Annotated in this window: 22 protein-coding genes; 9 read left to right on the top strand and 13 right to left on the bottom strand. The window is 40.3% G+C overall.

All coding sequences use genetic code 11. From position 1 onward, the window contains the following. Positions 1-231: 231 nt before the first annotated feature. Positions 232-1,494: a serine hydrolase domain-containing protein gene (locus tag HUW48_RS13515; protein ID WP_317173802.1), complete on the bottom strand. Its 1,263-nt coding sequence runs from the start codon at positions 1,492-1,494 to the stop codon at positions 232-234. A 310-nt stretch (positions 1,495-1,804) separates the two neighbouring features. On the opposite strand from HUW48_RS13515, the gene HUW48_RS13520 reads away from it, so the two are divergent. The 6 genes from HUW48_RS13520 (at position 1,805) to HUW48_RS13545 (ending at position 8,441) form a co-directional block, all read left to right on the top strand. Continuing rightward, positions 1,805-2,017: a CsbD family protein gene (locus tag HUW48_RS13520; RefSeq protein ID WP_182416174.1), complete on the top strand. Its 213-nt coding sequence runs from the start codon at positions 1,805-1,807 to the stop codon at positions 2,015-2,017. Positions 2,018-2,291: 274 nt separating this feature from the next. Further along, positions 2,292-3,821 (top strand): glutamine-hydrolyzing GMP synthase, encoded by a 1,530-nt coding sequence (gene guaA / locus HUW48_RS13525; RefSeq protein ID WP_182416175.1) that lies wholly within the window; start codon positions 2,292-2,294, stop codon positions 3,819-3,821. A gap of 218 nt (positions 3,822-4,039) precedes the next feature. After that, entirely contained in the window at positions 4,040-5,731 is a 1,692-nt protein-coding gene (locus tag HUW48_RS13530) for an ABC transporter substrate-binding protein (RefSeq protein WP_182416176.1), read from the top strand. 27 nt (positions 5,732-5,758) lie between these two features. Next, positions 5,759-7,054 carry a glutamate-1-semialdehyde 2,1-aminomutase gene (hemL, locus tag HUW48_RS13535; RefSeq protein WP_182416177.1) on the top strand — a complete coding sequence of 432 codons (1,296 nt, stop codon included), beginning with the start codon at positions 5,759-5,761 and terminating at the stop codon, positions 7,052-7,054. A 119-nt stretch (positions 7,055-7,173) separates the two neighbouring features. Beyond that, complete coding sequence (gene dcd / locus HUW48_RS13540; RefSeq protein WP_182416178.1) at positions 7,174-7,710, top strand: dCTP deaminase; 537 nt, start codon at positions 7,174-7,176, stop codon at positions 7,708-7,710. A gap of 248 nt (positions 7,711-7,958) precedes the next feature. Then, a complete protein-coding gene (locus tag HUW48_RS13545; RefSeq protein WP_182416179.1) occupies positions 7,959-8,441 on the top strand; it encodes a hypothetical protein in 483 nt (160 codons plus the stop codon). A 160-nt stretch (positions 8,442-8,601) separates the two neighbouring features. Here the strand turns inward: HUW48_RS13545 and gldC are convergent, their stop codons facing one another. The 6 genes from gldC to HUW48_RS13575 form a co-directional block, all read right to left on the bottom strand. Then, a complete protein-coding gene (gene gldC, locus HUW48_RS13550; RefSeq protein ID WP_182416180.1) occupies positions 8,602-8,946 on the bottom strand; it encodes a gliding motility protein GldC in 345 nt (114 codons plus the stop codon). Positions 8,947-9,194: 248 nt separating this feature from the next. Beyond that, complete coding sequence (gene dnaN, locus HUW48_RS13555) at positions 9,195-10,319, bottom strand: DNA polymerase III subunit beta (protein WP_182416181.1); 1,125 nt, start codon at positions 10,317-10,319, stop codon at positions 9,195-9,197. Positions 10,320-10,516: 197 nt separating this feature from the next. Continuing rightward, entirely contained in the window at positions 10,517-12,220 is a 1,704-nt protein-coding gene (gldG, locus tag HUW48_RS13560; RefSeq protein WP_182416182.1) for a gliding motility-associated ABC transporter substrate-binding protein GldG, read from the bottom strand. Beyond that, entirely contained in the window at positions 12,214-12,942 is a 729-nt protein-coding gene (gene gldF, locus HUW48_RS13565) for a gliding motility-associated ABC transporter permease subunit GldF (RefSeq protein WP_182416183.1), read from the bottom strand. Before gldF ends, gldG begins: the two co-directional genes overlap by 7 nt. A 123-nt stretch (positions 12,943-13,065) precedes the next feature. Beyond that, the gene (gene gldA / locus HUW48_RS13570; RefSeq protein ID WP_182416184.1) at positions 13,066-13,977 is read right to left on the bottom strand and encodes a gliding motility-associated ABC transporter ATP-binding subunit GldA; all 912 of its coding nucleotides are present in this window, start codon (positions 13,975-13,977) and stop codon (positions 13,066-13,068) included. Positions 13,978-14,375: 398 nt separating this feature from the next. Then, positions 14,376-15,089 carry an SDR family NAD(P)-dependent oxidoreductase gene (locus HUW48_RS13575; RefSeq protein WP_182416185.1) on the bottom strand — a complete coding sequence of 238 codons (714 nt, stop codon included), beginning with the start codon at positions 15,087-15,089 and terminating at the stop codon, positions 14,376-14,378. A 94-nt stretch (positions 15,090-15,183) separates the two neighbouring features. Here HUW48_RS13575 and HUW48_RS13580 point away from each other — a divergent pair, with 94 nt between their 5' ends. After that, positions 15,184-15,912 (top strand): MlaE family ABC transporter permease, encoded by a 729-nt coding sequence (locus tag HUW48_RS13580; RefSeq protein ID WP_182416186.1) that lies wholly within the window; start codon positions 15,184-15,186, stop codon positions 15,910-15,912. A gap of 151 nt (positions 15,913-16,063) precedes the next feature. Continuing rightward, on the top strand, positions 16,064-16,843 hold the full coding sequence (locus HUW48_RS13585; RefSeq protein ID WP_182416187.1) for an ABC transporter ATP-binding protein: 780 nt from the start codon (positions 16,064-16,066) through the stop codon (positions 16,841-16,843). A 305-nt stretch (positions 16,844-17,148) separates the two neighbouring features. Here the strand turns inward: HUW48_RS13585 and HUW48_RS13590 are convergent, their stop codons facing one another. The 6 genes from HUW48_RS13590 to HUW48_RS13615 form a co-directional block, all read right to left on the bottom strand. Further along, complete coding sequence (locus HUW48_RS13590; protein ID WP_246343863.1) at positions 17,149-18,651, bottom strand: glycoside hydrolase; 1,503 nt, start codon at positions 18,649-18,651, stop codon at positions 17,149-17,151. Positions 18,652-18,822: 171 nt separating this feature from the next. Next, complete coding sequence (locus tag HUW48_RS13595; protein WP_182416189.1) at positions 18,823-19,185, bottom strand: hypothetical protein; 363 nt, start codon at positions 19,183-19,185, stop codon at positions 18,823-18,825. Between the two features lie 317 nt (positions 19,186-19,502). Then, entirely contained in the window at positions 19,503-21,221 is a 1,719-nt protein-coding gene (locus HUW48_RS13600; protein ID WP_182416190.1) for a GMC oxidoreductase, read from the bottom strand. 53 nt (positions 21,222-21,274) lie between these two features. Next, entirely contained in the window at positions 21,275-21,793 is a 519-nt protein-coding gene (locus tag HUW48_RS13605) for a gluconate 2-dehydrogenase subunit 3 family protein (protein WP_182416191.1), read from the bottom strand. Positions 21,794-22,044: 251 nt separating this feature from the next. Further along, the gene (locus tag HUW48_RS13610; protein WP_182416192.1) at positions 22,045-23,130 is read right to left on the bottom strand and encodes a Gfo/Idh/MocA family protein; all 1,086 of its coding nucleotides are present in this window, start codon (positions 23,128-23,130) and stop codon (positions 22,045-22,047) included. Positions 23,131-23,391: 261 nt separating this feature from the next. Next, a complete protein-coding gene (locus tag HUW48_RS13615; protein ID WP_182416193.1) occupies positions 23,392-24,375 on the bottom strand; it encodes a GlxA family transcriptional regulator in 984 nt (327 codons plus the stop codon). Between the two features lie 241 nt (positions 24,376-24,616). On the opposite strand from HUW48_RS13615, the gene HUW48_RS13620 reads away from it, so the two are divergent. Next, complete coding sequence (locus HUW48_RS13620) at positions 24,617-25,060, top strand: SRPBCC family protein (RefSeq protein ID WP_182416194.1); 444 nt, start codon at positions 24,617-24,619, stop codon at positions 25,058-25,060. The last annotated feature ends 79 nt before the right edge of the window (positions 25,061-25,139 follow it).

Below are 25,139 nucleotides of genomic sequence, written 5' to 3' on the forward strand. Positions count from 1 at the left end.
AAATAATCTCAATAGATCTAAAATATAAAGCTTCTCTTATCAGCTTAGCGAGATAAGTAATTGATGATCTACTCGTTGAATTACTTACCAAAATAATCTGCGAATTATTTTTAACCTGCGCTTAAAAATAATTCGTCTAATCCGTGTAATCGAGGTAAATTCGGGATTAAAGATTAATCTGTAATTGGGTTGTGGAAAGTGGTAATAGCCTGATACACCATAGCTTTATATTTATCGGCAATATCGCCGCTGGTAGTATTTGGAGCTTTTTGCGTGTAGAGTAATCCTATTATCCCTTCTTTTGGGTCTACCCAATAACTGGTTCCAAAGTACCCCCCCCCATTCGTATGAGCCTTCAGAAACGCCTAATTTAGTCGCTCCTTTCGGGGAAGTAACTCCAAATCCTAAACCAAATTTATTATCGCCTTGATTTACTTCCCCAATCTGATTGGTGGTCATGAGGCGCACAGTTGCCGGGCTAATAATTTGTTTGCCATTGTACGAACCATTATTTAACAGCATCTGTAAAAACCTGGCATAATCAGCAAGGGTAGACGATAAACCTGCCCCACCAGAAAAATAAGTGCCATTCGTAAATTTCGGATAATCTTCCAATTGCCCATTGCGGGACTGTACTTTAATCGTATTTTTTTGCGCATCTTCGGTGTATAATATCGCCAGGCGGTTGTGCTTATTTGCTGGTAAATAAAAATAAGTATCCTGCATGTCTAAAGGTTCGAAGATGCGGGTGCGCATAAATTTATCGAGAGGCTGGCCAGATATAACTTCAATAAAATAACCCAATACGTCAGTACTTAATCCATAGGTCCATTTTTCGCCGGGTTGATGCATTAAAGGCATTCCGCCTAAGCGGTTCATGGCATCGCCTATTTTGCCTTCGGGAGTACCAATTCCACTACCAACTTTAACTTTTGCGTAAATGGCCCTGGCCTCTTTGCTGCCTATGCCGGCATAGCCAATTCCAGAAGTATGCGTGAGCAAGTGCCGGATGGTTACTTCACGGTTTGCGGGCACAGTAGTATACGTTGTATCATTCTCATTAAATTTATCGAGTACTTTCTGGTTCTTAAAAGCAGGCAGGTATTTAGATATTGGATCATCGAGTAAAAACTTGCCTTCTTCAAACAAGAGCATAACGCCCAAAGTAGTCAGGGCTTTGGTTTGAGAGGCAATGCGCATAATGGCATTTGGATCCAGAGGTGTTTTAGTTTCAGTGTCGTTAAAGCCAAAAGATTTTTGATAAACAGTTTTCCCATTACGGGAAATAAAAGCAATTGCCCCGGGTAAGTAATTATTATTGGTATACTCTTGAATCATTTTATCTATGCGCTGTAAACGCGCACTGCTCATTCCAACACTTTCGGGATTGGTTAATTTTACTTCCGCTCCAATTTTCTGATTGGTAGCCGTTTTTTGGGCTTGGGAACTTAAAAAACTTAAAAAAAGCAATAAGCCAAGTAAATGTTTCCGCATAAAATCTATTTAATAGTACGTTCGACAAAGATTAATTTAAATTTTTCTAATATAAGTAAATTGATTTAAATGTCCCCTTCCTTTCCGTTCGATTTTGCCAGCCACCACTCATTTAAATTGCTGATAATAAGTTAATTTTTAAATTAATCCCTACTCTAAAGCCTTTATAACCGGAAAGGTTCTTTAGCTTTTCACAATCTCTAAAAAAGAATTACGGCTCAGTTAAAGAGAGCTAGTTAAATTAAATAACTTAAAATACTGAGTACCGTTAAATACAATAGTAGAATACTAACCTAAACTACCTAAAACTATGGCCTATAATGATTTTGATAATGATGCTACCGAGCTAAGAGCCCGTAGCAATTGGACCGAAACTAAAGGAAAAATCCGGCAGGAATATGGTCATTTAACCGATGATGATTTAGAATATGCCGAAGGTACCCAAGAAGAATGGTTGGGTAAAATTGGCGACAAAATCGGTAAAGCAGCGCAGGATGTAAAAAACTGGATTTCCAGATTATAAGTTCTTTTAACCGAAATAAATAAGCAGGCCCTGATTTCCTAAGAATCGGGGCCTTTTTCATTCACTTTGTTCCGATAAAAATATTATAGTTTTCTCTTAAAATTTACTAAATCCATTTAATTTAAAACCGGTGGCAAAAAATAGAAGTAGATAGTGAGGTTGTTAAAGATCCTAATTCCTAGTTTTATTTTCCAGGGTGATAGAACTTAGGGGTTATTTACTTATGGCAAAAACCTGGGATATAAATTAAAAACATTTTTCCTTACTTTTGCGCATGCCAGAAAAAATTCTCATTCTCGATTTTGGATCGCAATACACGCAATTAATTGCCCGCCGGGTACGCGAACTTAACGTTTACTGCGAAATTCATCCGTTTAATAAAATTCCGGCCTTCACCCCGGATATAAAAGGCGTTATCTTGTCAGGTAGCCCTTGTTCGGTACGCGACGACGATCATCCCAACCCAGATTTAAATCCTTATTTTGGGCTTATTCCTGTGTTAGGGGTATGTTACGGCGCTCAATTGTTAGCCTACGAAAATGGCGGAGATGTAATTGCCTCTACCATTCGGGAATACGGTCGGGCCCGTTTGAGCGAAGTACATGCCACCAATCGGTTGTTAAAAGAAATTACTATTGGTTCCCAGGTTTGGATGTCGCATGGCGATACTATTAAAGAAATTCCAGAAAACTTTGAAGTTATTGCTTCTACTGATACAGTTGAAGTTGCCGCTTACAAAATTGCCGGTCAGGAAACGTACGGCATCCAGTTTCACCCGGAAGTTACGCATACCACCGAAGGTAAAACCTTGCTACGTAACTTTGTGGTGCATATCTGCGGCTGTCAGCAAGACTGGACTCCTGATCAATTTATTGAAACAACGGTACAAGAACTGGGCGATTTAATTGGTAACGACAAAGTAGTATTAGGCTTATCGGGTGGCGTGGACTCTTCGGTAGCGGCTATGCTCATTCACCAGGCTATCGGCAAAAATCTGTACTGTATCTTTGTTGATAATGGTTTATTGCGGCACAACGAATTTCAAAGTGTACTCGATTCGTACCAGCACATGGGCCTGAACGTAAAAGGAGTAGATGCCAAAGCCAGCTTTTACTCTGCTTTAACAGGTCTCACTGATCCGGAACTAAAACGCAAAGCTATTGGGCGGGTATTTATTGAAGTTTTCGACGAAGAAGCCCATCAAATTGCCGATGTAAAATGGTTAGCCCAGGGTACTATTTACCCCGATGTTATTGAATCAGTTTCCGTAAAAGGACCTTCTGCTACAATTAAGTCGCACCATAATGTGGGAGGATTACCCGATTACATGAAGCTGAAGGTAGTAGAACCGCTAAAAACTTTATTTAAAGATGAAGTGAGACTAGTGGGTAAAACTTTAAACATCGACGATTTAATTCTAAGCCGCCATCCTTTCCCCGGTCCTGGCTTGGCTATCCGGATAATTGGTGATATTACTCCCCAGAAAGTAGATATTTTACAACAAGTCGATCATATTTTTATACAAAGCCTGCGTACCAGCGGTTTGTACAACGAAGTATGGCAAGCCGGCGCCATGCTTTTACCGGTACAAAGCGTGGGCGTAATGGGGGATGAACGTACTTACGAAAATGTAGTAGCCTTGCGGGCCGTTACCAGCGTGGATGGCATGACAGCCGACTGGGCCCATTTACCGCATGAATTTTTAGCTAACGTATCCAACGATATTATTAACAAAGTAAAAGGCGTGAACCGTGTGGTGTACGACATAAGCTCGAAGCCACCCGCCACCATTGAATGGGAATAACAAGTTGTATTTAACAGTAACAGATTAGTATCCTAATGTAAACGTTGGCAGGTTCTCTAATTGAGGTTAATTAGAGAATCAAACCTATTTATTTTATTCGAATCTATCTGGGTAACGTAGTATAAAGGCGTTTAACCATTAAAGTATTTTACTTCAATGAAGTTTAATGCAGGAACAATACCTTTTTCTACCCTCAACTATTACTTTGAACCTATTACATGAATAAATCCATTCAATTCATTCTTCTTATTTACTGGTTACTGTTTGGGCTACCTACGCCATCGGGTTGGGCCCAAACAACCAAGGATTTTGCCACTAAATACGAGAATGCCAAACAACTGCTTGCGTCCAATAAATACCAATTGGCCATGACGGAATTGCAACCGTTAATTGCTGCAAATCAATCGGCTTACTCGCCGGGCGCTATGTACTTATATGCCGTAGCGGCAGCTAAAGCAAAAAAGTACACCGAGGCCAGCCAAAAACTTAACTTACTAAAAAACGCTTATCCATCGTGGCCAAACTTATCTGAAGCTGCCTTTTTAGAAGCCAACCTTGCTTTTGAAGCAAAAGAATACGAACGGGCACTTTCTATTCTGGAGGGCATAAAAGAAAAAAGCTTAGTTAAAGATGTAGAGGCAATGGAATACAATTATCTGAATCAAATATCAGATAAAGCAGCAATGCAAAACCTTCTGGAGAGGTTTAAGGATGATAAGGTACTTGCCCAGGTATATGCCAATAAGTTGGTAGCTGGTTGGTATACTGCCGCAGATAAGGAAATCTTAGAGAATTTAGTAAAAAAATTTAAGCTCGATAAAAATAAATACGCTCCCAACAACCTGAGTGCCATTAAAAAAAACAATTTTAATGTAGCCGTACTCCTACCCTTTCCGCAAAACGATGCCGAAGCTAAAGCAAGGCGTAATCAATTTGTAACCGACTTATACGCCGGAATGCTTCTGGCCCAGGATTCTTTAGCTAAACAGCAGATTCAGCTTAACCTATTTACGTACGATGCTCCCGCCGATACAAACAAGATAAAAACAACCTTGCAATTACCGGAGCTGGCTAGTATGGATTTAATCGTGGGGCCGGTATATAAATCGGCAAACAAAATTATTTCCCGTTATACGCAACAGCATACGGTAAACAGCATTAACCCCCTTTCAGATGAAATAAGTTTAGTAAAAAACAGCCCAAACTTGTTTTTATTTGAATCTTCCATTACTACCCGGGCTAAACAGAGTGCCGCTTACGCTTACCAGAATTTTCCGGATAAAACCGCCATTATTCTGGCTGAAACCAATAAAGAAGATACTGCCTTTGCGAATGTTTATAAACGGGAGTTTGAACGGTTAGGCGGTAAAATTACCCAGTATACGAAATTCAATCCCAAAAATACATCTGTAGCAACTTTGCTTTCGGCAATAGATTTAACTGCCATTGGGCACTTGCTTCTTTTATCTAATACGCCTTCGGTAGCCATTAATACCATGAGTCGGTTGGCCCTTATAGATTCCTCCACTCCTATTATTACGTATCCTTCGTGGTTAAATATTAACCAGATTTCTTTAAACCAGTTTGATAACCGGAATATTTACTTTATTTATCCTAAGTTCATTGATAATACGCTTCCCGGACCGCAACAATTCCGGCGTAAATACGCTAGCCGTTATAATGTTCCGCCCTCTGTTTATGCCTACTCTGGCTTTGAAATGCTTTATTATTTCGGGCAAATACTTCAGAAATACGGACCGCAATTTAATGGAGGTTTGCAGAACGAAGGCCCCGTATCGGGCGTTGTGTTTCAAGGAATAGGTTACGCGGGAGCGCAGGACAATCAATACGTGCCTTTATTAAAAATGGAAAATTTACAGCTTACCGTAGCCAATCCTATTTTCCGTTAAACAAAAAATTAGTAAGAAAGCATTTTCATGATTCAGAAAAGTCAAAATTTATTTCAACGTGCTCAGCAAGTAATTCCGGGTGGGGTTAATTCTCCGGTTCGGGCTTTTCGGGCTGTGGGCGGTAATCCAATATTTATGGCTTCGGCTAAGGGGCCTTACCTCTACGACGAAGACGGTAATCAATACCTCGATTTTATTAATTCCTGGGGTCCAATGATTCTGGGACATGCCTGCGAAATAGTAGAAAAAGCTGTACAAGATGCTTTAGGCAAATCTTTTTCTTTTGGTGCTCCTACCCGGCGCGAAGTAGAAATGGCAGAACTAATTATTCAGATGGTTCCTTCGGTGGAGAAAGTGCGTATGGTAAATTCCGGCACTGAGGCTACTATGTCGGCTATTCGGGTTGCCCGCGGCTACACCGGTAAAGATAAGATTATTAAGTTTGAAGGCTGTTACCACGGACACGGTGATTCTTTTCTTATTTCGGCGGGTAGCGGCGCTATTACTTTAGGAGTACCTGATAGTCCAGGCGTTACTAAAGGAGTGGCGCAGGATACTTTAACGGTACCTTTTAATAATTTGGAAGCCGTAAAATCCATTGTAGAGGCAAACTCAGGCCAAATAGCAGCCATTATTCTAGAACCGGTGGTGGGCAATATGGGATTAGTGCCACCCGTAAAAGGTTTTCTGCAGGGATTACGCGATTTATGCACCCGAGAAAATATTGTTTTAATTTTTGATGAAGTAATGACCGGATTCCGGTTAGCCAAAGGCGGTGCTCAGGAACTCTACAATGTACTACCGGATATGACTACTTTAGGTAAAATTATTGGTGGTGGTATGCCAGTGGGTGCTTACGGTGGCCGGAAAGAAATTATGGATTGCGTGGCTCCGGCCGGGCCAGTTTACCAGGCAGGAACCTTATCCGGTAATCCAATTGCAATGGCGGCCGGTTATGCCATGTTAACTTATTTAAACGAACATCCCGAAGTTTACGCTTATTTAGATAATATCTCGAGCAAATTGGTAGAAGGTATGCGATCTAATTTATCGCAATTAAAATTAGATTATACTATTAACCAGGTGGGCTCTATGTTTAGTATATTTTTTACACCTGAGCCGGTTATTGATTTTGAATCTGCCAAACGTTCTGACTTACCTTTATTTGGTCAGTATTTTAACAGTATGCTGCGGCAAGGTGTTTACTTAGCACCTTCGCAATACGAATCCTTGTTTGTGTCGATTGCCTTAACCGATAAACTGGCCGATGAATACATTGCCGCTAATTTAGCCGCCCTACAGGAAATACATTCGATAGCTTAGTTTAGTAAGTGGTAGCCCAATTAATTGGTTTTCTTTCATAGGTAGGTGGTCTACTACTTTATCCTGCCACCATTCGGTAAATATTTACTATTTTTAGGCTTGATTTGCAAGTCACCATCATGATTTTAACCGACAAAGAAATATTAGCCGAAATGGTTAAAGGTAATATTCTCATTCAACCCTACGATCGTAACTGTTTGGGTACTAACTCCTACGATGTTCATTTAAGTAAACATTTAGCTACCTACAAAGACGATATTATAGATGCCCGGAAGCACAATGAAATTATTCATTTTGAAATTCCCGATACTGGTTTTGTTCTACAACCTGGTACTCTTTACTTAGGCGTTACCGAGGAATATACCGAATCGCACGCCCACGTGCCTTTTTTAGAAGGCAAATCGAGTGTAGGCCGTTTAGGCATTGATATTCACGCTACGGCTGGTAAAGGCGATGTAGGTTTTTGTAACACCTGGACTTTAGAAATTTCGGTAACGCAACCCGTACGCGTTTATGCGGGCATGCCAATTGGCCAGTTAATTTATTTTGAGGTAAAAGGCGATATCGAGAATTTCTATAATAAAAAATCGAATGCCAAATATACAACCCGCACTGAGTTTCCGGTGGAATCGATGATGTGGAAGAATAAATTTTAACAAAATAGAAACTTTAAGAAATGAATGGAAAGCGGCTTATTAAAATATAAGCCGCTTTTTTATTGATGCTTGCCTCCAAGTTCTACCTATTGATCAAAACTTCGTTTAGCAAATGTTCAAATTCTTATTACTTTGTTCATCAACATCCTGGGGTATTTTTCGTTTATTTCTTTTAGAGGGCACTAGCTCATGCATTTAAGTGTTCTTATACCTAACCGGAAAAATTGTTTAAACAAGATATTGCAGCTATGAAAAAATCAGGAATTATAATCCTTTTGTTTTGGGCTACCTGTTTTGGGGTTCAAGCGCAAAAGCTGGATAAAGCTGAGATAGCCAAACAACGAGCTAATCGGCTTTCGGATCAAATGATCCGGGAATTGAAATTGAATAATTTTCAAGCCAAACGTTTACGGGAAATAAATCAGGAAAAAGTAAGTAAGATGATGGAGATTGAGCAAAAATATGCTCATGACGCGAGCATAGTAGAAAAAAATTGCCAGGGAATTTGCCGGGAGCGGGACAAAGAATTAGAAAGCTTTTTAAGCTTTGACCAATACGGCCGATATTACGCTAACCGGCCAGATTTTTATAAATACGATAAAGATTTTGCGAAAAATATAGGTTTAGCAAAATCGAAGAAACAAGAAAACACCCTGAACAAAGCCGTTACCAATGAATCTTTAAACACCTCTGCTTCCGATCCCGTTTTAAGGCCTTCGGTTAACCGGTAATTTTAAATTTGTAGTTGTTGGTTATTATTTGTTAATTATCAAACTATTAAAGCATTAGTGTTTAGCACTTTATTCAATTAACAGTCTAAATTAATTTCGTCGAAGTACTTATATTTTAACAAAAAGCCCCACTTTATAGTGGGGCTTTTTAAGTTTTAGCTTAAGCGTTAGGTTGTTTTTTTTGATCTTCCTCTACGTGTTTCATTAACTCTTCGCACAAACTCTTCATTTTTTGGGCCATAGTATTATCGTTCGTAGCACGCTGCAGGCTTTCGGCCATGGCTCCTATGGTATCAATGTAAAAATACTTCATTTCGTCTACGGGCATATCTTTTGTCCAAAGATCAATTTTCATGGTACCCGATTCGTTGCGATCCCAAAGGGCAATATTTATAGCCTTGGCAAAATGAATAGTGTCGCCGGCATCGGTGGCGCGCCACGAAATAGCTTCCGGTACGTGTTGATCATCAAGGGCAATACTAAAATATATTTCTGATTTTTTCATGTGTCTGCAAATAAGTAAGTAAACTGTTTATAACAATTAAAATAATTTTCGGGCAAAGGTAAACCTTCAACCGGGAATTGTAAATTGTTGACGAAAAATATTCCGGATGCGTGCGGTTAGAAAATCAGCTTAAACTAGAAACAACAAAAAAGGGAAGCGTTTCGCTTCCCTTTGTATTATCATAATTATAGTAAATTTACTTTTTTAGTAAATTAAGCTTCAATTTACTGCTTCCAATCTACCCTTGGTTAAACGTAGTTATTCAGCATTACCGGCATTACCAACATTAAGATATTTTCGTTATCATCGTTATTAGTAGGCATTAGTAAACCGGCCCGGTTAGGAGTAGATAATTCTAAATTTACTTCATCCGAATCAATATTATTCAGCATTTCGAGTAAGAACTTAGCATTAAAGCCTATTTCCATGTCCTCTCCTTCGTACTGGCAGCTTAAGCGTTCGTTGGCTTCGTTCGAGAAATCCAGATCCTCCGCGGATATTTGCAGCTCACTACCAGCTAGTTTTAAGCGTACCTGGTGCGTTGTTTTATTTGAGTAAATAGATATCCTTTTTACGGAACTGAGTAAATCGTAGCGGTCGATATTTAGCTTGTTCGGGTTTTTCATCGGAATTACGTTTTCGTAATCCGGATACCGTTCATCGATTAAGCGGCAAACCAACCGAATATTTTCAAAGCTGAAGGAAGCATTTGAGTTATTAAAATCTACCCGCACCGAGGTAGGTTCGGCGGGTAAAGTATTTTTAAGTAAGGTAAATGCCTTGCGGGGAATAATAATAGAAGCAGAATCGCCGGAAGCAACATCGTTGCGCCGGTACCGCAACAAACGGTGCCCATCGGTGGCCACAAACGTAATATTGCTATCGGTAAGCTGCACAAAAATACCCGTCATGGCTGGTCGTAGCTCATCGGTGCTTACGGCAAAAATGGTTTTGTTAATAGCCCGGGCTAATACATTAGACGGCACTTCGATGGAGTTCTGACTTTTAACTGCCGGCACTTTCGGGAAATCCGTGGCATTTTCACCGGAAAGCTTGTATCGTCCGTTGGCCGAACTTAACTCAATGGTATAAGTTTCTTCGTCGAGGGTAAACGTAACGGGCTGGTCCGGTAAATTTTTAAGAGTTTCGAGTAAAATCCGGGCGGGAGCCGCAATCCGGCCATTTTCTTTGGCTTCTACGTGCAACTCCGTAATCATGGAAGTTTCTAAATCAGAAGCGGTAATTGTTAACGTACCATCATGAATCTCGAAGAGAAAATTTTCCAGAATTGGAACCACCGGGTTATTCGCTACTACCCCGTTTATGCTTTGTAGCTGTTTTAATAAAGCGGAAGACGATACAATAAATTTCATTCCTGTTTGTCTGAAGTGATGAAACAAAGTTAGAAATAATTAGAGTTTTTCCTACCCAAAAACCACGATTGTGGAAATCTTTTGTAACCCTTCTACTACCCTCTATTCCGTTTCCATTCAGGCTTAAAATCACTATATTTAGTAAAATTTTAATTTTCTTTTTGAGGCTTTAAACCCTTTTTAAGAAAATAAAATTGTTAAACCTGGGCATATTTTCGCCGCCTGAGATAATATTTACCCAAGCCAAACAAAACCAGTACTATCAAGGGGCCAACAAGATTAAGAAGTTGCCAACGTTGCCGTTCTTCTTTTATCCGGATGCGGTCGAGCGGGCGCAAGGTAATTTGCTTTGACCGTACATTTATTAACCCAGATTCATCTAACAAATATTCTACTGCATTCATTACCAAATCTTTGTTGGCAAAACGGGTTCGCATAAAACGGTCGAAACCTAATTCGTAGGGCTGGTTATTCTTCGGATTAACTTCGTTCCGGATGAAATCGCCATCGGAAAAAACAATAAGCTTAGCCGGCTTGCCGGTAGTAGTAATGGGCAGAGTATTGGCGGGCAATCCTTCTGGTAGAGGTCGGTTTGTGAAAACCGAAGAAAAATTTCCTTCGAGCAAGTACCCGACGGCTTGCGGGCCTTTGTTATACAAAGCAGGTTTTATATTAACCCGGGCTTCGTTTAAGCTAATGGTAATAGGAGGCACCAGAATTTTGGTGTAACGCGAAGTAAATAACAAAGGCGTCTTTTTGATTCCTTTTACCCGTACACTATCCAGCGTACTTACAAATTTACCGTATACGGCATCTAAATTTCGGGTAAGCGGGTGCTGGCTAAAAGTATTAAGTAACGGAAAGTACCGCCAGTTCATTAATTGAGTTTGCGGCTGATTGCCATATTGCCCGGTTACCACCGGAATTTGCCCCGAATTAATATCCTGCACCAAATCAGCATTTACCCGCACCCCGTACTTAAATAATAAATCATCCAGATTAAGATTGTACGGAAACGCAAAATATCCTTGCGGTCCAATACTATCTAAGTCGGCGTTAATAGCATCCAAAAAGAAAAGCGCTTTGCCACCCTGCATTATGAACTGATCGAGTTTATATTTTTCAACTTCACTAAAAGGTTTTACCGGGCGGGCAATTATTAAAGCACTTAAGGTTTCGAGGCTGGGGACTTTATTTATATCTACGCGGTAAACGTCGTAATATTTTTGCAGCGAAGTAATAAAATCTGCCGCTTCCAGATTAGATAATTCTCCGTGGCCATCTACCAGGCCAATGCGCTTGCGCTTAGTATTGGCTAACTTGCGAATGGCCGAGGCCAGTTCAAACTCCAGCCCTTCAATGGATTGATTTAACCGTTCATCCGGCGTAGCGGCCTGATTACCTTTTAACAGCATAACAGGTTCTTCTTTGCCCCCAGCCGTTACTATTGCTCCCGGGAAAACCAGCTTTTCTACTTTTTTATCGCCTTCCATGGCAAATAAGTTAGTCGGCTGAATGCCCTTTAAAGCCAAATTGGTATACAGCTTATTTCGCTTTTTAAGATCCGTACCCGCACTCGGGTCAATAAAGGAATAAGAAAAATTAGGCCCATAAATCCGGAACTCTTCTAAAGTTTCGCGCACGGCTGCTTGCAAGCGTTTAAATCCAGTCGGAAACTCACCTTCCAGATAAACGTCTACGTGCACGGGTTTCGGTAAATTGTGCAGCAACTGGTGCGTAGCCGGCGCCATGGTAAAGCGTTTATCTTCGGTTAAGTCGTAGCGAAAAAAGTAAAAACCCGATAAAAAATTAAGTAAAATAATTACTCCAATTAATACAAGGAATTGGGTTATATCCCGGCTTTTGCGGCTTTTAGCTGTAGTGTTTTGCTCGTTTACCATTTCCAGCTCTCCATAATTAATTTAGTAGCCAGCAAAAATAAGGCAGCTACGCTCACAAAATAGAGAACATCCCGGGAATCAATCAGGCCTTTGCTGAGCGTATTGTAATGGAAAGAGACACCTAATTGGCTGATGAGATACGAAGTGGTGCCCCAAACATCAATAGTGGCTAACGAATCAAAACCAGCATAAACTAAAAAACAGAAAAATACGGCCACTATAAAAGCAACAATTTGATTCTCGGTTAAGGCCGAAGCAAAAACTCCGATGGCTGTAAAAATGCCCGCTAAAAAAAACATTCCCAGGTACGAACCCGCTACGGCTGCCGAATCAATATTGCCTACCGGATTGCCCAACGTGTACACGGAGTAGTAATAAATCAAAGTCGGCAACAAAGCCAAAACGGCCAGACTCAGACAAGCCAGGAATTTACCTAGGATTAAATCAAAGTCGGTAATGGGTTTGGTAAGTAACAACTCAATGGTTCCTGATTTCTTTTCTTCGGCGAAAGTACGCATGGTAATAGCTGGAATTAAAAACAAAAACATCCAGGGCGCAATATTAAAAAGCGTATACATATCGGCGTAGCCATAATCTAAAACGCTACTATCCGGAAAAACCCACATAAACAAGCCCGTTGCCAGCAGGAAAACCCCAATGACAATGTAGGCAATCATAGAATTTAAAAAGGAATTTATTTCTTTACGCAGAACTGCGAACATAACTTTCTTTAATTAAAAATTAAAAATTATGAATTAGAAATTGGTAGTAAATTTTATTTTGATTTTACTTAGTAAAAAGTTAGAATTTTATTCATTTCTAATTTTTAATTTCTAATTCATAATTCATTTAGTTAACGATTGAAATATTTTTTCGAGAGATTGTTCTTCCTGGCGGAGGCCAATTAAGCTCCATTTATGTTCGGCGGCCAAAGCAAAAACGGCTGACCGGATATCAATATTTTTTTTTGCCTTTAAACGGTACGTATAATTAGCAGCTTGCTCCACTTCCAGAATGCCCGGAATTTGGTGCAATAAACTTACTTCTATAGGGCTCTCAAAATCAACAACTGTTATTACTTCCTCCCGATTGATTTTAGTTAAGCTGGAGACGTCGCTATCGGCTACAATTTTGCCTTTATTTATAATAACCACCCGGTCGCAAATGGCCGAAACTTCCTGCATAATATGCGTGGAAAATAAAACCGTTTTCTCCTGACCAACTTGTTTAATGAGGGTTCTTATTTCCGTTATTTGATTGGGGTCCAAGCCAGTAGTAGGTTCATCTAAAATTAATACTTGAGGATCATGTAAAAGCGCCTGAGCCAAACCAACACGTTGCCGGTACCCTTTTGATAAAGAGCCAATCTTTTTATGCCGCTCGGCCATTAGGCCACAAAGGGCAATCATTTGTTGTACTCGTTTGTTTAATTCATTTCCCTTTAATCCGTAGAGTTGCCCTATAAAAACCAGGTATTCCGAAACATACATATCCAAGTACAATGGATTATGTTCGGGTAAATAGCCCACGTGTCGGCGAACTTCTAAAGGTGTTTCCTGTACATCGTAACCGTTTATAGTAATAGTACCCGCACTCGGAGGCAAATATCCCGTGGCAATTTTCATGGTCGTAGATTTACCCGCCCCGTTTGGCCCTAAAAAACCTAATACCTGTCCCGGATTTACCCGAAATGAAATATTATCTACTGCCCGTTGAGCACCAAACAACTTAGTTAAATTCTTTACTTCAACCGACATATACCCGTACTCTCCTCCTGGCCTGGTAAACGCATTTATATCTATTTTAACTGAAATACCTGATCTTTAAACTCAATGTAGTTAGTACTTAATTTGATGATGGTGGTTGCTTTTAAAATCAGCGCAAAGATAAAATTCTGAATAAATTACGCAGATTTTAGCGCCATCTACCATTATCTTTTATACCTAAACAAGAACGATTTTAAAGCAAAAATTATATACGTTTGATTAATCCTGATTTATTTAAGTTTGTTGATCCTGGATAAGCCTTTCGCTTAACATGATTTACTAATTCAACCTTGCAGATTTCATTTGTTCACATTACACTTACCTTTATTACATAGTAATTTGTAAATCAACAATCTAATTAAACAAACATAAATAATAAGTTTAAGCAATTAAGATTCAATATCTCCCAATTGGGGCCGGATTAACAATTCTTCTACGACTGCCGAATCAGATAACTGGTAAGTAGCATACATGGCATTCGCCACATCATCGGGCCGGATAAAACGAGTAGGCGGCAAATCTACGCCTTCCCAACTGGCCGTTAAAGTAGCCCCTGGCAAAACCGCCGTTACTTTTACATTATGCTCTTTTAATTCTTCGCGTAAAACCTTGGTCATGCCGTACAAAGCATATTTAGAAATACAATAAGAACCTCCATTGGTATAAGGCGTAATACTGGCCGTTGAGCACATGTTAAAAATATGCCCGCTGCGCCGCTTAATCATATCCCCAACGAAGGATTTTGTAACAAAATAGGCACTGTACAGGTTAGTTTCAATCATGTGCCGCAATACAGTATCAGGTTCATCGTGAATTTTACCCGGCAAAAATACGCCGGTATTATTTACCAGTACATCTATTTTAACTTTAAGAGAATGCACGTAATCCAGAAAGTTTTGTAGTCCCAAGGAGTCGCTAAGATCAGCGGCCCGATAAAAGACTTTACTAAACGTATATTTTTGCTGCAAATCTAATTTTAACTTTTTTAATTCGGTTTCCCGTCGCGAACAAGTAATAATATGAAAGCCCTCGGCAGCAAATCGTTCAATTATTGCCCGGCCAATACCTTTGGTTCCGCCGGTAACCAATATATATTTTTGCATAGGTGTACGATAGTTTTATAAATTTCCACGTAATATAGTCAATTGTAAATCGCTTTAGCAGTTTTAAAAAGCTGCTGCCACTTAAAACCTCATTATGAGAACCTTTGGTAATTTTTTACTTTTTATAGGCGGTCTGTTTTCCCGCGGCGAAGCTTTCCGGATTTTGTTCAATCGCACCATCGATGAAGCTATTCTAATCGGCATCAATTCAATTTTTATTGTAGCCATTGTTTCTACCTTTATTGGGGCGGTAACTTGCGTGCAGGTAGCGTATAACTTAACCAATGCTCTTATTCCACGATCTACCATAGGCTTTATGGTGCGCGAAATGACTATTCTGGAGTTAGCACCCACCATTACGTCCATTGTTTTAGCGGGTAAAGTTGGTTCCAATATTGCCGGTGGTTTAGGTACCATGAAAATTACTGATCAGGTAGATGCGCTCGAAGTAATGGGTATAAATGCGTCCTCTTACCTGGTGTTGCCCAAGATTATTGCTTCCCTGATTATGTTTCCTTTGCTGGTAATTGTTGCTATGACGCTTTCTATCGGAGGTGGATACGTAGCGGGTACAGCTACGGGTGCTTTAACGGCTACTGAATACATTGAAGGTATTCGGGATGCGTTTGTACCGTATAACATTGTATTTTCTTTAATTAAGTCAGTTGTATTTGCCTTTTTAATTTCTTCCATTTCGTCTTACGAAGGGTTTTATACGAAAGGGGGCGCTTTGGAAGTTGGAGCTTCCAGTACTAATGCTGTAACCAAAAGTATCATTGCCGTATTAATTGCCGATTTCGTGCTGGCTAAACTGTTGCTTTAAGTTGCAGATTATACATTAGACTTTTTAAGGTTAGAAAGATGAAAAGTAAATTAAACGTTTTACGTACCAAACAGTAAGTTTAACCTGACCAATTACTAAATCTTACATCACCATCTGTGGTCTATCGACCATAGACCATGGAATAAATAGCATGATTGAAGTACATAATATTCATAAATCATTTAACGGGGCCAAAGTTCTAAATGGCATTTCCGGTATTTTTGAAGCAGGTAAAACCAATTTGTTACTAGGCGCCAGCGGTACCGGTAAAAGTGTGTTGCTGCAATGCATTGTAGGCTTAATTAAACCGGATATTGGCAGCATTACTTACGACGGCAAAGTATTTACCAACAACAAACTGGATTTACGTCAGGAAATACGCCGGAAAATTGGGATGCTCTTTCAAGGCGGGGCATTATTTGACTCCATGACGGTAGAGGAAAACGTAGAATTTCCGCTGCGCATGCAAAGCAATATGTCCAAAGAAGAACGCCGGGAACGGGTAAATTTTTGTTTAAAACGGGTTGGACTAGAAAATGCCGGCAAAAAAATGCCTTCTGAAATCAGTGGTGGGATGAAAAAACGGGTGGGTATTGCCCGCGCTATTGCCCCCAATGCCAAATACCTTTTTTGCGACGAACCTAATTCGGGTTTAGATCCGCTTACTTCCATAAAAATTGACGAACTCATTTACGAGATTACCAAAGAATACGATATTACCACCGTGGTAGTTACCCACGACATGAACTCGGTAATGGAAATTGGAGATCACATAATTTACTTATACAAAGGCAATAAAATGTGGGAAGGCACCAAAGATGATATTATGAACACCAACATTAAAGAACTCAACGAATTTATTTTTGCCAGCAGCTTAATGCGCGCCGCCAAAAAAGTAGACGAAGAGTTAGGTGATATTCAGAATATTTAATAATAGTAGCAAACTCCTACCGTCCAGAGGCCAAACAACACGCTTTAAGAGTGAGGCGTACTCGCGCTATAAATGTAGTAGTTTGTAAAAGTCCTTCCTTGACAAAGTAAATAGGGTAAGATATTCTTAATTTTTCCTGAATAAGGCTTAGGCAAAAGCAGGCAGTGAAGACATTGCCTATGGGCGATTAAATTCTGGTACCATCGTGTAGCCATCGTTTGTGTCTTCACAAACGATTATGCGTGTAGAACGCAAAAAATCATCCTTAGCTAATTTTGTCCACTTCCTTAGTGTATTTGAATCGCCTACTTGTTAATAACAAAAGTGGTAATAGAACGGGGCGGCATTGAAACTGCTTTTCCTATTTTACCAGCGGGGTAAAGTTTTAAGTTATCTCCGGAAGCGGCTGTAGTTACATAGCGTTTATACGTAGCTCCTGAAGAATAACCTTTCAAATTTAATTGTAGACTCCGTGCTTCTGCTTCGTAGTTAATAGCAACTACTACCACTTTGCCGGACTTATCGGCAAAGGAAGATACCATCACTTTCTGGGCTGCTTCTAATGGGGATAAATTATCGTTACGGTTAATTTGTAAGCGGTTCATACCTGGCCGGATAAATAAACTATAATGCCCTAAGGCCCACAAATTTTTAGTTTGATAAAATTCCCCATCCGTATAATTCGCATTGGGCTGTAAAGCAATTAAATAATAACGCGTGTCAAAATCGGGTTTACCTGGTTCAAAAGCATTCCAGAACTGCCAGGCTGCCGCATTGGCTACCGTTAAATCCTGATGAATTAATTTAGCCAGAAACAACCCGCAATCCATTGTACTTCTACGGGCTTTTGTTCCTTCCCGGAAACCATCAGCCAGCATCGAATACTCCGACTGCCAAAACTGCACACCGTACTGCCGCACCGTATCAGCTAATTGCTGCCGGATAGTTACGGTTTCCTGATCGCCATTTTCGGTGAAGTAACTATGGCCAACTACTAATTTAGGCAAGTGCTTTAGGTTACTTAAATTGTTTGGACTCTTTTTTCCAAAAAATTGCTGTACCTGGCGTGAGGAATGTGTAGTATCGCCGTACAAAAAAGTAAGTTTAGCGGCTTCGGGTAAGATTATTTGGGTTGTTAGTTTTTTATTTTCCAAGGCCTTATCTAAACTTTTTACTACTTGCGCAATCTCGTCGTTTCGCCAAGGGCTTCCCTCCTGCTTGGCTTCGCCCATTTTTCCGGTCCAATCCCATTGCGGCTCATTTACCGGACTAATGTAATCAAACCGTAAATTTTGCTTTTCGTAATGTTGCAGTACTTCCGTTAAAAAATTAGTATAAGCCTCGGTTTGATCGGGTTTTAAGTTGGTGCGGAAATCTTTTTCAGTTTTAAAGCCTAAACCGTTTTTTGTCATTTGTACCGGGGGCGTGTTGGAGAAAGCAATTAACTTGTCGACTCCATAGTTTTTCGCTTTTTTCACGAACCAGGTATAACCCGCTTGTTTGCTCCAATCATAGGTACCATCTGGCTTTAGAAAACTTTCAACCCGCCGGTTCACATCTTTAATACCGCTATTATCGCCTTGCTCGGCAGTTCCACCGCCAATATTAAACCGCCACGCCGACAAACCAATACCCTTCGGATTTCCTTGCGCATCTTGTTCCTGACTAAAAAGTAATTCGGCTATTTTTTCTTTTTTCTGGGTTGGCCAGAATTTTCCAATTCCTTCCGCATACCAGCAACCCGCCGCACCAAAATTATCTATCGTTTGCGCTTGTTTTTTGGTGTCGATGGTGATGATTAAAGGCATGGAGGTTTGTTCCTGAGCGTGGCACTCTCCTGAGATTATACCAATTAAGAAAGTTATGAAGGCGAATTTTGGCTTAAAGAAATCCATTGGTATGAAAATCAGGTTATAGATTTTTAATAATTTATATCTAAAGGGATACAGCAGCAATTCAATTTGAATAGCACTTTATCTCTAATATTTTTTTAAAACCAGTCGTTCAAACCAACTAGAGTTAATATATGTTAAAGTAAAATTAATTTCTTCTATCAGTCTTTCGTTTTTACCCCAAGAATTTTTAGCATCAATCAGTATCCTCTGAGGGTTAGGGTAATATTTAGAATAAAATCTTAGTTCGTAGATAATTGCTACTTGCCTATATAGCATTGGAGTAACATTATTTGATCCTCCACCAACTAGCTCATCAATTAATTTATGATAGTATTCAAATTTTTTATCCTGACGAGCATCATTGTAACTTTTTAAAGTATTAATTAAAGGTATAATAATGACGATAAAAGAACTTAAAGAAGTTAGGATTATAACTAGTTCTTTCAAAGTAGGGTAACACTTGTAAAAGCACTCAAACTTATTAATTATAATTTAATAATGAATAAACCATTCTTAATCTAGACAAATACAACTTAAACCCAGAACGCTTTACCCTAGCATCTGTTTAGAGTTTCGAAATTTACTAAATAAAAGCGCTTGATAGGTGTTTGCACTGAAAAGTATTGGACGAAGAACATAATAGGTGGTGAGGACACCCCCATGGTTTATACTTTTTAATTTTATTCTTAATTAGTCACATCTTTTTAAACAAAAAAGCCAATCATAAGATTGGCTTTCTATAAAAACTTAAGTTCTTCCGGTTCTTACAAGTTCTTTTTCTTTAACTCATCCACCGCATGGTTAGCCGCTCTAGCGGTAATGGCCATAAAGGTAAGCGACGGGTTTTGCGTGGAATTAGAAGTCATGCAGGCGCCATCCGTAACGAATACGTTTTGGCATGAGTGCAACTGGTTCCATTTATTAAGCAACGACGTTTTTGGGTCTTTGCCCATGCGTACGCCGCCCATTTCGTGGATATCCAAGCCGGGAGCCTTATCGGGACGATCGTTTGTTTTAATGTTTTTAAATCCGGCTATAGTCAGCATTTCCGTCATTTGCTGATGGAAATCCGCGATCATTTTTTCGTCGTTATCGTCGTAAGCTACCGAAACTTTCAGTTGCGGAATTCCCCAGGCATCTTTTAAATCTGAATCCAGACTTACTAAATTCGTTTCTTTCGGAATAGTTTCGCCCATCATGTGGGAGTTGACGAACCAATTGCCGTATTTTTTCTGCGTTAGGTTCGCTTTTAAGGATTCTCCAAAACCAGATTTATCGGTATCCATCATGCGGCTGGAACCAAAACCGGCGGCATACCCCCGTAAGAAATCCGTTTCCTGTTTAAATACATTTCGGAAACGGGGAATGTAACTGCTGTTAGGCCGGTTACCTTCGGTGGTAGTGTCTAAAAAGCCTTCGTACTCCGCTGATATAGTAGTCCGGAAATTATGGAAAGCAATGTATTTCCCCAGCAAACCATTATCGTTGCCCAAACCATTCGGGAACCGGTTAGAAGTGGAATTTAGTAAAACCAGGTTGGTATTTAAGGTAGAGGCGTTCACGAAAATAATCTTGGCGTAGTACTCCGTCATTTCTTTCGTGTGCGCATCGATTACACGTACCCCCGTCGCTTTATTTTTCTTCTCGTCGAAAATAATCGAATGCACCACTGAATCGGGCCGCAATGTCATTTTACCCGTTTTTTGCGCCCAGGGCAAGGTAGATGAATTACTGCTAAAATACCCACCGTACGGACAACCCCGCTGGCATAATGCGCGGTTCTGACACTGACCGCGCCCTTGTTGTATGTGGATAGGCTGAGGTTGGGTCAAATGCGCGCAACGGCCAATAATTACCGGACGTTTATTATTATAATGCTTCGCCATTTGCTGGGTAAAATGCTTTTCCACGCACGATTGCTCATGCGGCGGCAAAAACTCACCGTCGGGTAATTGCGCTAAACCATCTTTATTTCCGGAAATACCGGCAAATTTCTCTACGTAGCTGTACCAGGGCGCAATATCGGCGTAATTAATAGGCCATTCCACGGCAAACCCATCCCGGGCCGGACCATCAAAATCGTACTGCGACCAACGTTGCGTACCGCGGGCCCACATCAGTGATTTACCACCTACCTGGTAACCCCGGATCCAATCGAATGGCTTTTCCTGTACGTAGGGATGTTCGTTGTCTTTTATAAAAAAATGAGCGGCATCTTCGTTAAAAGCATAGCACCGGCTGGCAATAGGATTGGCATCGCGTAACTCCTTTGGAATTTGCCCCAGGTGCGGAAACTCCCAAGGGTTTTTGAAGGTAGTAGGATAATCTTTAATGTGTTTTACGTCGCGGCCGCGCTCTAAAACCAAGGTGCGCAAACCACGACCGGTTAATTCTTTCGCCGACCAGCCGCCGCTAATGCCGGAGCCAATTACAATTGCATCAAAAGTGCGGTCTTTAATGGAATCTATGTTGAAGAATGCCATGAAGAGATTAAAAGAAATTCAAAAATTAATTTAAAAGAAAAATCACCCCACTATCAGGCTTTTATGGGTACACAGCCGTGGTAAAAACCGGGAGCAATGTTATAATTATAAATATTTGTTAACACGTATTCCGAATTCATGTAGCCTCTAATGGTCAGATTTTTTACCATGTCCACAAATTGTTTTCCCACCGGATCATTGGAGGTTTGCAGGTGAGTAAGGATCTCTATTCTCTGCGCGGCATCGCAAGCCATAAAAGGCTTTTTATAAGCAATATTAGCTAATTCATCGGTTTTAAGCAGGCCTTGCTCTAAGTTGGTTTGGGCTGCTTCGCCAGAGCAATCCTGAATCATCCGCATTACAAACTGGTGTACCTTCAGCGATTTTGCGCCGGGCGTTTGTGTTTCCGGAATAATAGTTTCGGTAATTTCGGCCAGTAAGTTTTCATCTGGTACAGTTAAGCTGTTTACCTGACCAATTGATTCGGGAGTCCAGCCCGATACCCAAGCCGGTAGACTTACCATACCGGCAAAGGCTAAACTTAAATTTTTAATTGCGGAACGACGTTTCATATAATGCTAAAAGAAAACCAGGCAAAATCAGACCTAAATCCTACCTTACCTATAAAGCAAGATGCTGGATTTTAATTCCTTAAATTAATAAATAAAATTTAAATTATATTGGATGTAGATAAATTTTACCAGACTACTTTCTTTTTTCAAGCTCTATTCATGATTATTTTGTAACAGAACATAGATATTTCACTTTATTCAGCAAGTGAATTTGAGTTAGCTGGTAAAGTATTTTTTAAATAACTTTTTACTTAAATTAATGAAACTACCTGGCCCGTTCGCACAGATTCGTCGCAGGCAAAGGCAATTCGCAGGCTGTTCACCGCATCGGCCACATGGTCGGTTAAGTCAAGGTTTTCATGAATGGCTTTTAGGAAATAAAGCTGCTCACGGTTACATAATTCCTGATGGTCGGGTTCGTCTTCCATGCTAATCCAGGCATCTTCCAGCTTTAATTCTTCTTTTTCATTTAAATCTGCCCGGTGGTACCGCAGCCACTCGGTTTTCGTATGCGCCTCTACCGAGTCGGATTTACCTGCTGCGCCCGCATCTTTTGCCACAATTGAAACTGCTCCCTTCGGACCAATAACGTCTTTCACGAAAAAAGCAGTTTCGCTAATCATAGGACCCCAACCAGCTTCGTACCAGCCTACTGATCCATCTTCAAAACGAATTTGCAACTGACCGTAATTGTAATTACCAACCGGAATATCGTTGGTCAAGCGGGCTCCAATGGCACTTACCTGCACCGGACGAGAACGCGTCATTTGGCACATTACATCAATGTAATGCACGCCACAATCTACAATTGGGCTTAAACTTTTCATTAAATTCTTGTGAACGGCCCAGGCGGCACCGTGACTTTGCTGATTTAAATTCATGCGCATTACCAAAGGTTTACCCAGTTCCCGGGTAAGTTCTACAAATTGAATCCAGGAAGGATGATGGCGCAAAATATAACCAACTACTAATTTTTTGTTTGCTTTTTGGGCGGCCGCAGCTACTCTTTCTGCGCCAGCTACTGAATCGGCAATGGGCTTCTCCAGAAAAACATGACAATTACTTTCCAGAGCTTTAATGGCAAAACTTTCGTGCGTATCCGGGTAAGTAGAGATGCACACCGCATCGGGCTGGGTTTGCTGCAAGGCCTCGTCCAAGTCGGAGAATAAAGGATAATCGCCCCCCAGTTTTTGATTTAAGACTTCTTTACTTTTGCCGGTTGAAACAATACCGCAGATTTGAAATCCGGGCAAAGTATGGTACGCAAAGGCGTGAGAGGTTCCCATATTCCCGCAACCCACTACCAACACCCGTAAAAGCTTTGTATTTTCTGACATATTTAAATTAATTAGACCTCAAAAATTAGAGATATCTGAAACAAAGCACAAATTATTCAGGAAAGTTTTCTTAAGACATTGAAGTACAAGTCTTAAATCTACACAAATCTTAATCTTGTTATTAGAGCCAGGATATGCTTTATATCTTCTTGAAGAAGTAAAAAAATATCAGAATTTACATCTCTAAAACAAAAATACCGGGCGACAATCACCCGGTATTTGCTAATAAGAAAATTATAGCATGAATATTTACTAAATTTATTAAGCTTCTGCCAATATAGCCCGGTTGTATTTGCTGCGGTACTGGATGGGCGATAAACCGGTAATTTTTTTGAAAGTATCGCGGAAGGCTTTTGGGTCGGAGTAGCCAACGTTGTACATGACCTCGTTCACGTTTTCGCGACTGGTTTCCAGGTTCATTTTGGCGGCTTCTATTTTTACCCGCTGAATGTATTCTACTACAGTATTGGCCGTAGCTTTCTTAAAACGGCGTTCCAGGTTACGGCGGCTCAGAGCTAAAGTATCCGCTAATTGGTCAACGGTAATTCTTTCGGTCAAACTGTTTTCAATAATTTCCTGAGCCTTTCTAATAATATCGTCTTCGTGATCTTTCTGGCCAGCAAAAATAACAAACGGCGACTGGCTCCGGCGCTCAATATCAATCTGAAAGGCTTTCGACATAAAAACTGCTATATCGCGGCCTACGTATTTTTCAATCAGGTACAAAATTAAGTTCAGGTAAGAGAAAGCGCCGCCACTCGAATAAATGCCTTGTTCATCGGTTATAATTTTATCTTCTACCAGGTTTACTTCCGGAAACATGCGCCGAAAATCTTTAGCCGCCATCCAATGAGTAGCGCATTTTTTACCGGTTACCAGACCCGTAGCAGCCAACATAAACGCGCCCACGCACAAACTTCCCACTTCGGCCCCCGCCTGGTATTGCTGCACAATCCAGGGAATAAATTCCTGATTGTTTTCTAAAGTTTTTACCATATCGCCATCCAAAGCCGGAATTATTATTAAATCGGTTTTAACAATATCCTGGGCTACCATATCGGTGTAAACCGTGTAAATACCTCCCGCTGCCGGAACTTCTTTAGTTAAGCCTATTAACTGCACTTTAAATAAGGCCGGCCTACCCATGCTTTTTAAGAGTTTGTTTACTTCGGTAAATACCTGCCGCGGCCCTTCAATGCTGCCTAAAATAGCTCCTTTCGGAACCAGGATCGAAATGTGTTTCATGGGCTTAAATAAGTTTGAATTGGTAGCTAGAATCAGTTATATTGGTCCAAGATAATTAGAATTAATTGTTGCCGCAATCTACCCCCTAGTTTGTCGGAAATAGCCCCCTTAGGTTACCTAAATTACTAATAAATTTGTCTGAATCCAAAACAATTAGCAAAAAGTAATTTTTGAAATAACTTTGGAATAACAGGAGAGCATATACCCTAAATTAAAATTATTAACTATAAACAACTGTATTATGGAAGCTCTGATAATTAAAAAATCAATTGAGATTGATGCTCCTAAAGATAAAATCTGGGAAATATTGCTCCAAGACCAGTATAACCGCATATGGTTTGCTGAATTCAGTCCGGGGGCATTTGCGGAAACAAATTGGCAGGAAGGCAGCAAAGTCACCTTTAAAGACGAGAGTGGCAGCGGTATCATCGGCACCATCGTTGCCAACCAAATTGGCAAATTACTTTCCATTGAGTATCACGGTATAGTAAAAGCTAACATCGAAGATTATGAAAGCGAGGAAGCGCAAGAAGTAAAAGGTGGCCGGGAAATTTACCGCTTAGTTGAAAAGAACAATGCTACCCAACTGGAAATTGAGGTAGACATGGGCGAGGAAATGTACGAAATGATGGCTACCGCTTGGGACAAAGCCTTGCACAAAATAAAAGAACTAGCCGAAGCTTAGCAATTACCAACTAAAAGCCGGGTGCGCTTTCCATACCCGGTACTTCTTTAATTTAAATGCTTTTTTCCTCGCAATCAAA

Source organism: Adhaeribacter radiodurans (assembly GCF_014075995.1).
Taxonomy (GTDB): Bacteria; Bacteroidota; Bacteroidia; order Cytophagales; family Hymenobacteraceae; genus Adhaeribacter; species Adhaeribacter radiodurans.

Coding starts and splice junctions, on each gene's coding strand:
- HUW48_RS13515 (WP_317173802.1), bottom strand. CDS start 1,494: ATGCGGAAACATTTACTTGGCTTATTGCTTTTTTTAAGTTTTTTAAGT.
- HUW48_RS13520 (WP_182416174.1), top strand. CDS start 1,805: ATGGCCTATAATGATTTTGATAATGATGCTACCGAGCTAAGAGCCCGT.
- guaA (WP_182416175.1), top strand. CDS start 2,292: ATGCCAGAAAAAATTCTCATTCTCGATTTTGGATCGCAATACACGCAA.
- HUW48_RS13530 (WP_182416176.1), top strand. CDS start 4,040: ATGAATAAATCCATTCAATTCATTCTTCTTATTTACTGGTTACTGTTT.
- hemL (WP_182416177.1), top strand. CDS start 5,759: ATGATTCAGAAAAGTCAAAATTTATTTCAACGTGCTCAGCAAGTAATT.
- dcd (WP_182416178.1), top strand. CDS start 7,174: ATGATTTTAACCGACAAAGAAATATTAGCCGAAATGGTTAAAGGTAAT.
- HUW48_RS13545 (WP_182416179.1), top strand. CDS start 7,959: ATGAAAAAATCAGGAATTATAATCCTTTTGTTTTGGGCTACCTGTTTT.
- gldC (WP_182416180.1), bottom strand. CDS start 8,946: ATGAAAAAATCAGAAATATATTTTAGTATTGCCCTTGATGATCAACAC.
- dnaN (WP_182416181.1), bottom strand. CDS start 10,319: ATGAAATTTATTGTATCGTCTTCCGCTTTATTAAAACAGCTACAAAGC.
- gldG (WP_182416182.1), bottom strand. CDS start 12,220: ATGGTAAACGAGCAAAACACTACAGCTAAAAGCCGCAAAAGCCGGGAT.
- gldF (WP_182416183.1), bottom strand. CDS start 12,942: ATGTTCGCAGTTCTGCGTAAAGAAATAAATTCCTTTTTAAATTCTATG.
- gldA (WP_182416184.1), bottom strand. CDS start 13,977: ATGTCGGTTGAAGTAAAGAATTTAACTAAGTTGTTTGGTGCTCAACGG.
- HUW48_RS13575 (WP_182416185.1), bottom strand. CDS start 15,089: ATGCAAAAATATATATTGGTTACCGGCGGAACCAAAGGTATTGGCCGG.
- HUW48_RS13580 (WP_182416186.1), top strand. CDS start 15,184: ATGAGAACCTTTGGTAATTTTTTACTTTTTATAGGCGGTCTGTTTTCC.
- HUW48_RS13585 (WP_182416187.1), top strand. CDS start 16,064: ATGATTGAAGTACATAATATTCATAAATCATTTAACGGGGCCAAAGTT.
- HUW48_RS13590 (WP_246343863.1), bottom strand. CDS start 18,651: ATGCCTTTAATCATCACCATCGACACCAAAAAACAAGCGCAAACGATA.
- HUW48_RS13600 (WP_182416190.1), bottom strand. CDS start 21,221: ATGGCATTCTTCAACATAGATTCCATTAAAGACCGCACTTTTGATGCA.
- HUW48_RS13605 (WP_182416191.1), bottom strand. CDS start 21,793: ATGAAACGTCGTTCCGCAATTAAAAATTTAAGTTTAGCCTTTGCCGGT.
- HUW48_RS13610 (WP_182416192.1), bottom strand. CDS start 23,130: ATGTCAGAAAATACAAAGCTTTTACGGGTGTTGGTAGTGGGTTGCGGG.
- HUW48_RS13615 (WP_182416193.1), bottom strand. CDS start 24,375: ATGAAACACATTTCGATCCTGGTTCCGAAAGGAGCTATTTTAGGCAGC.
- HUW48_RS13620 (WP_182416194.1), top strand. CDS start 24,617: ATGGAAGCTCTGATAATTAAAAAATCAATTGAGATTGATGCTCCTAAA.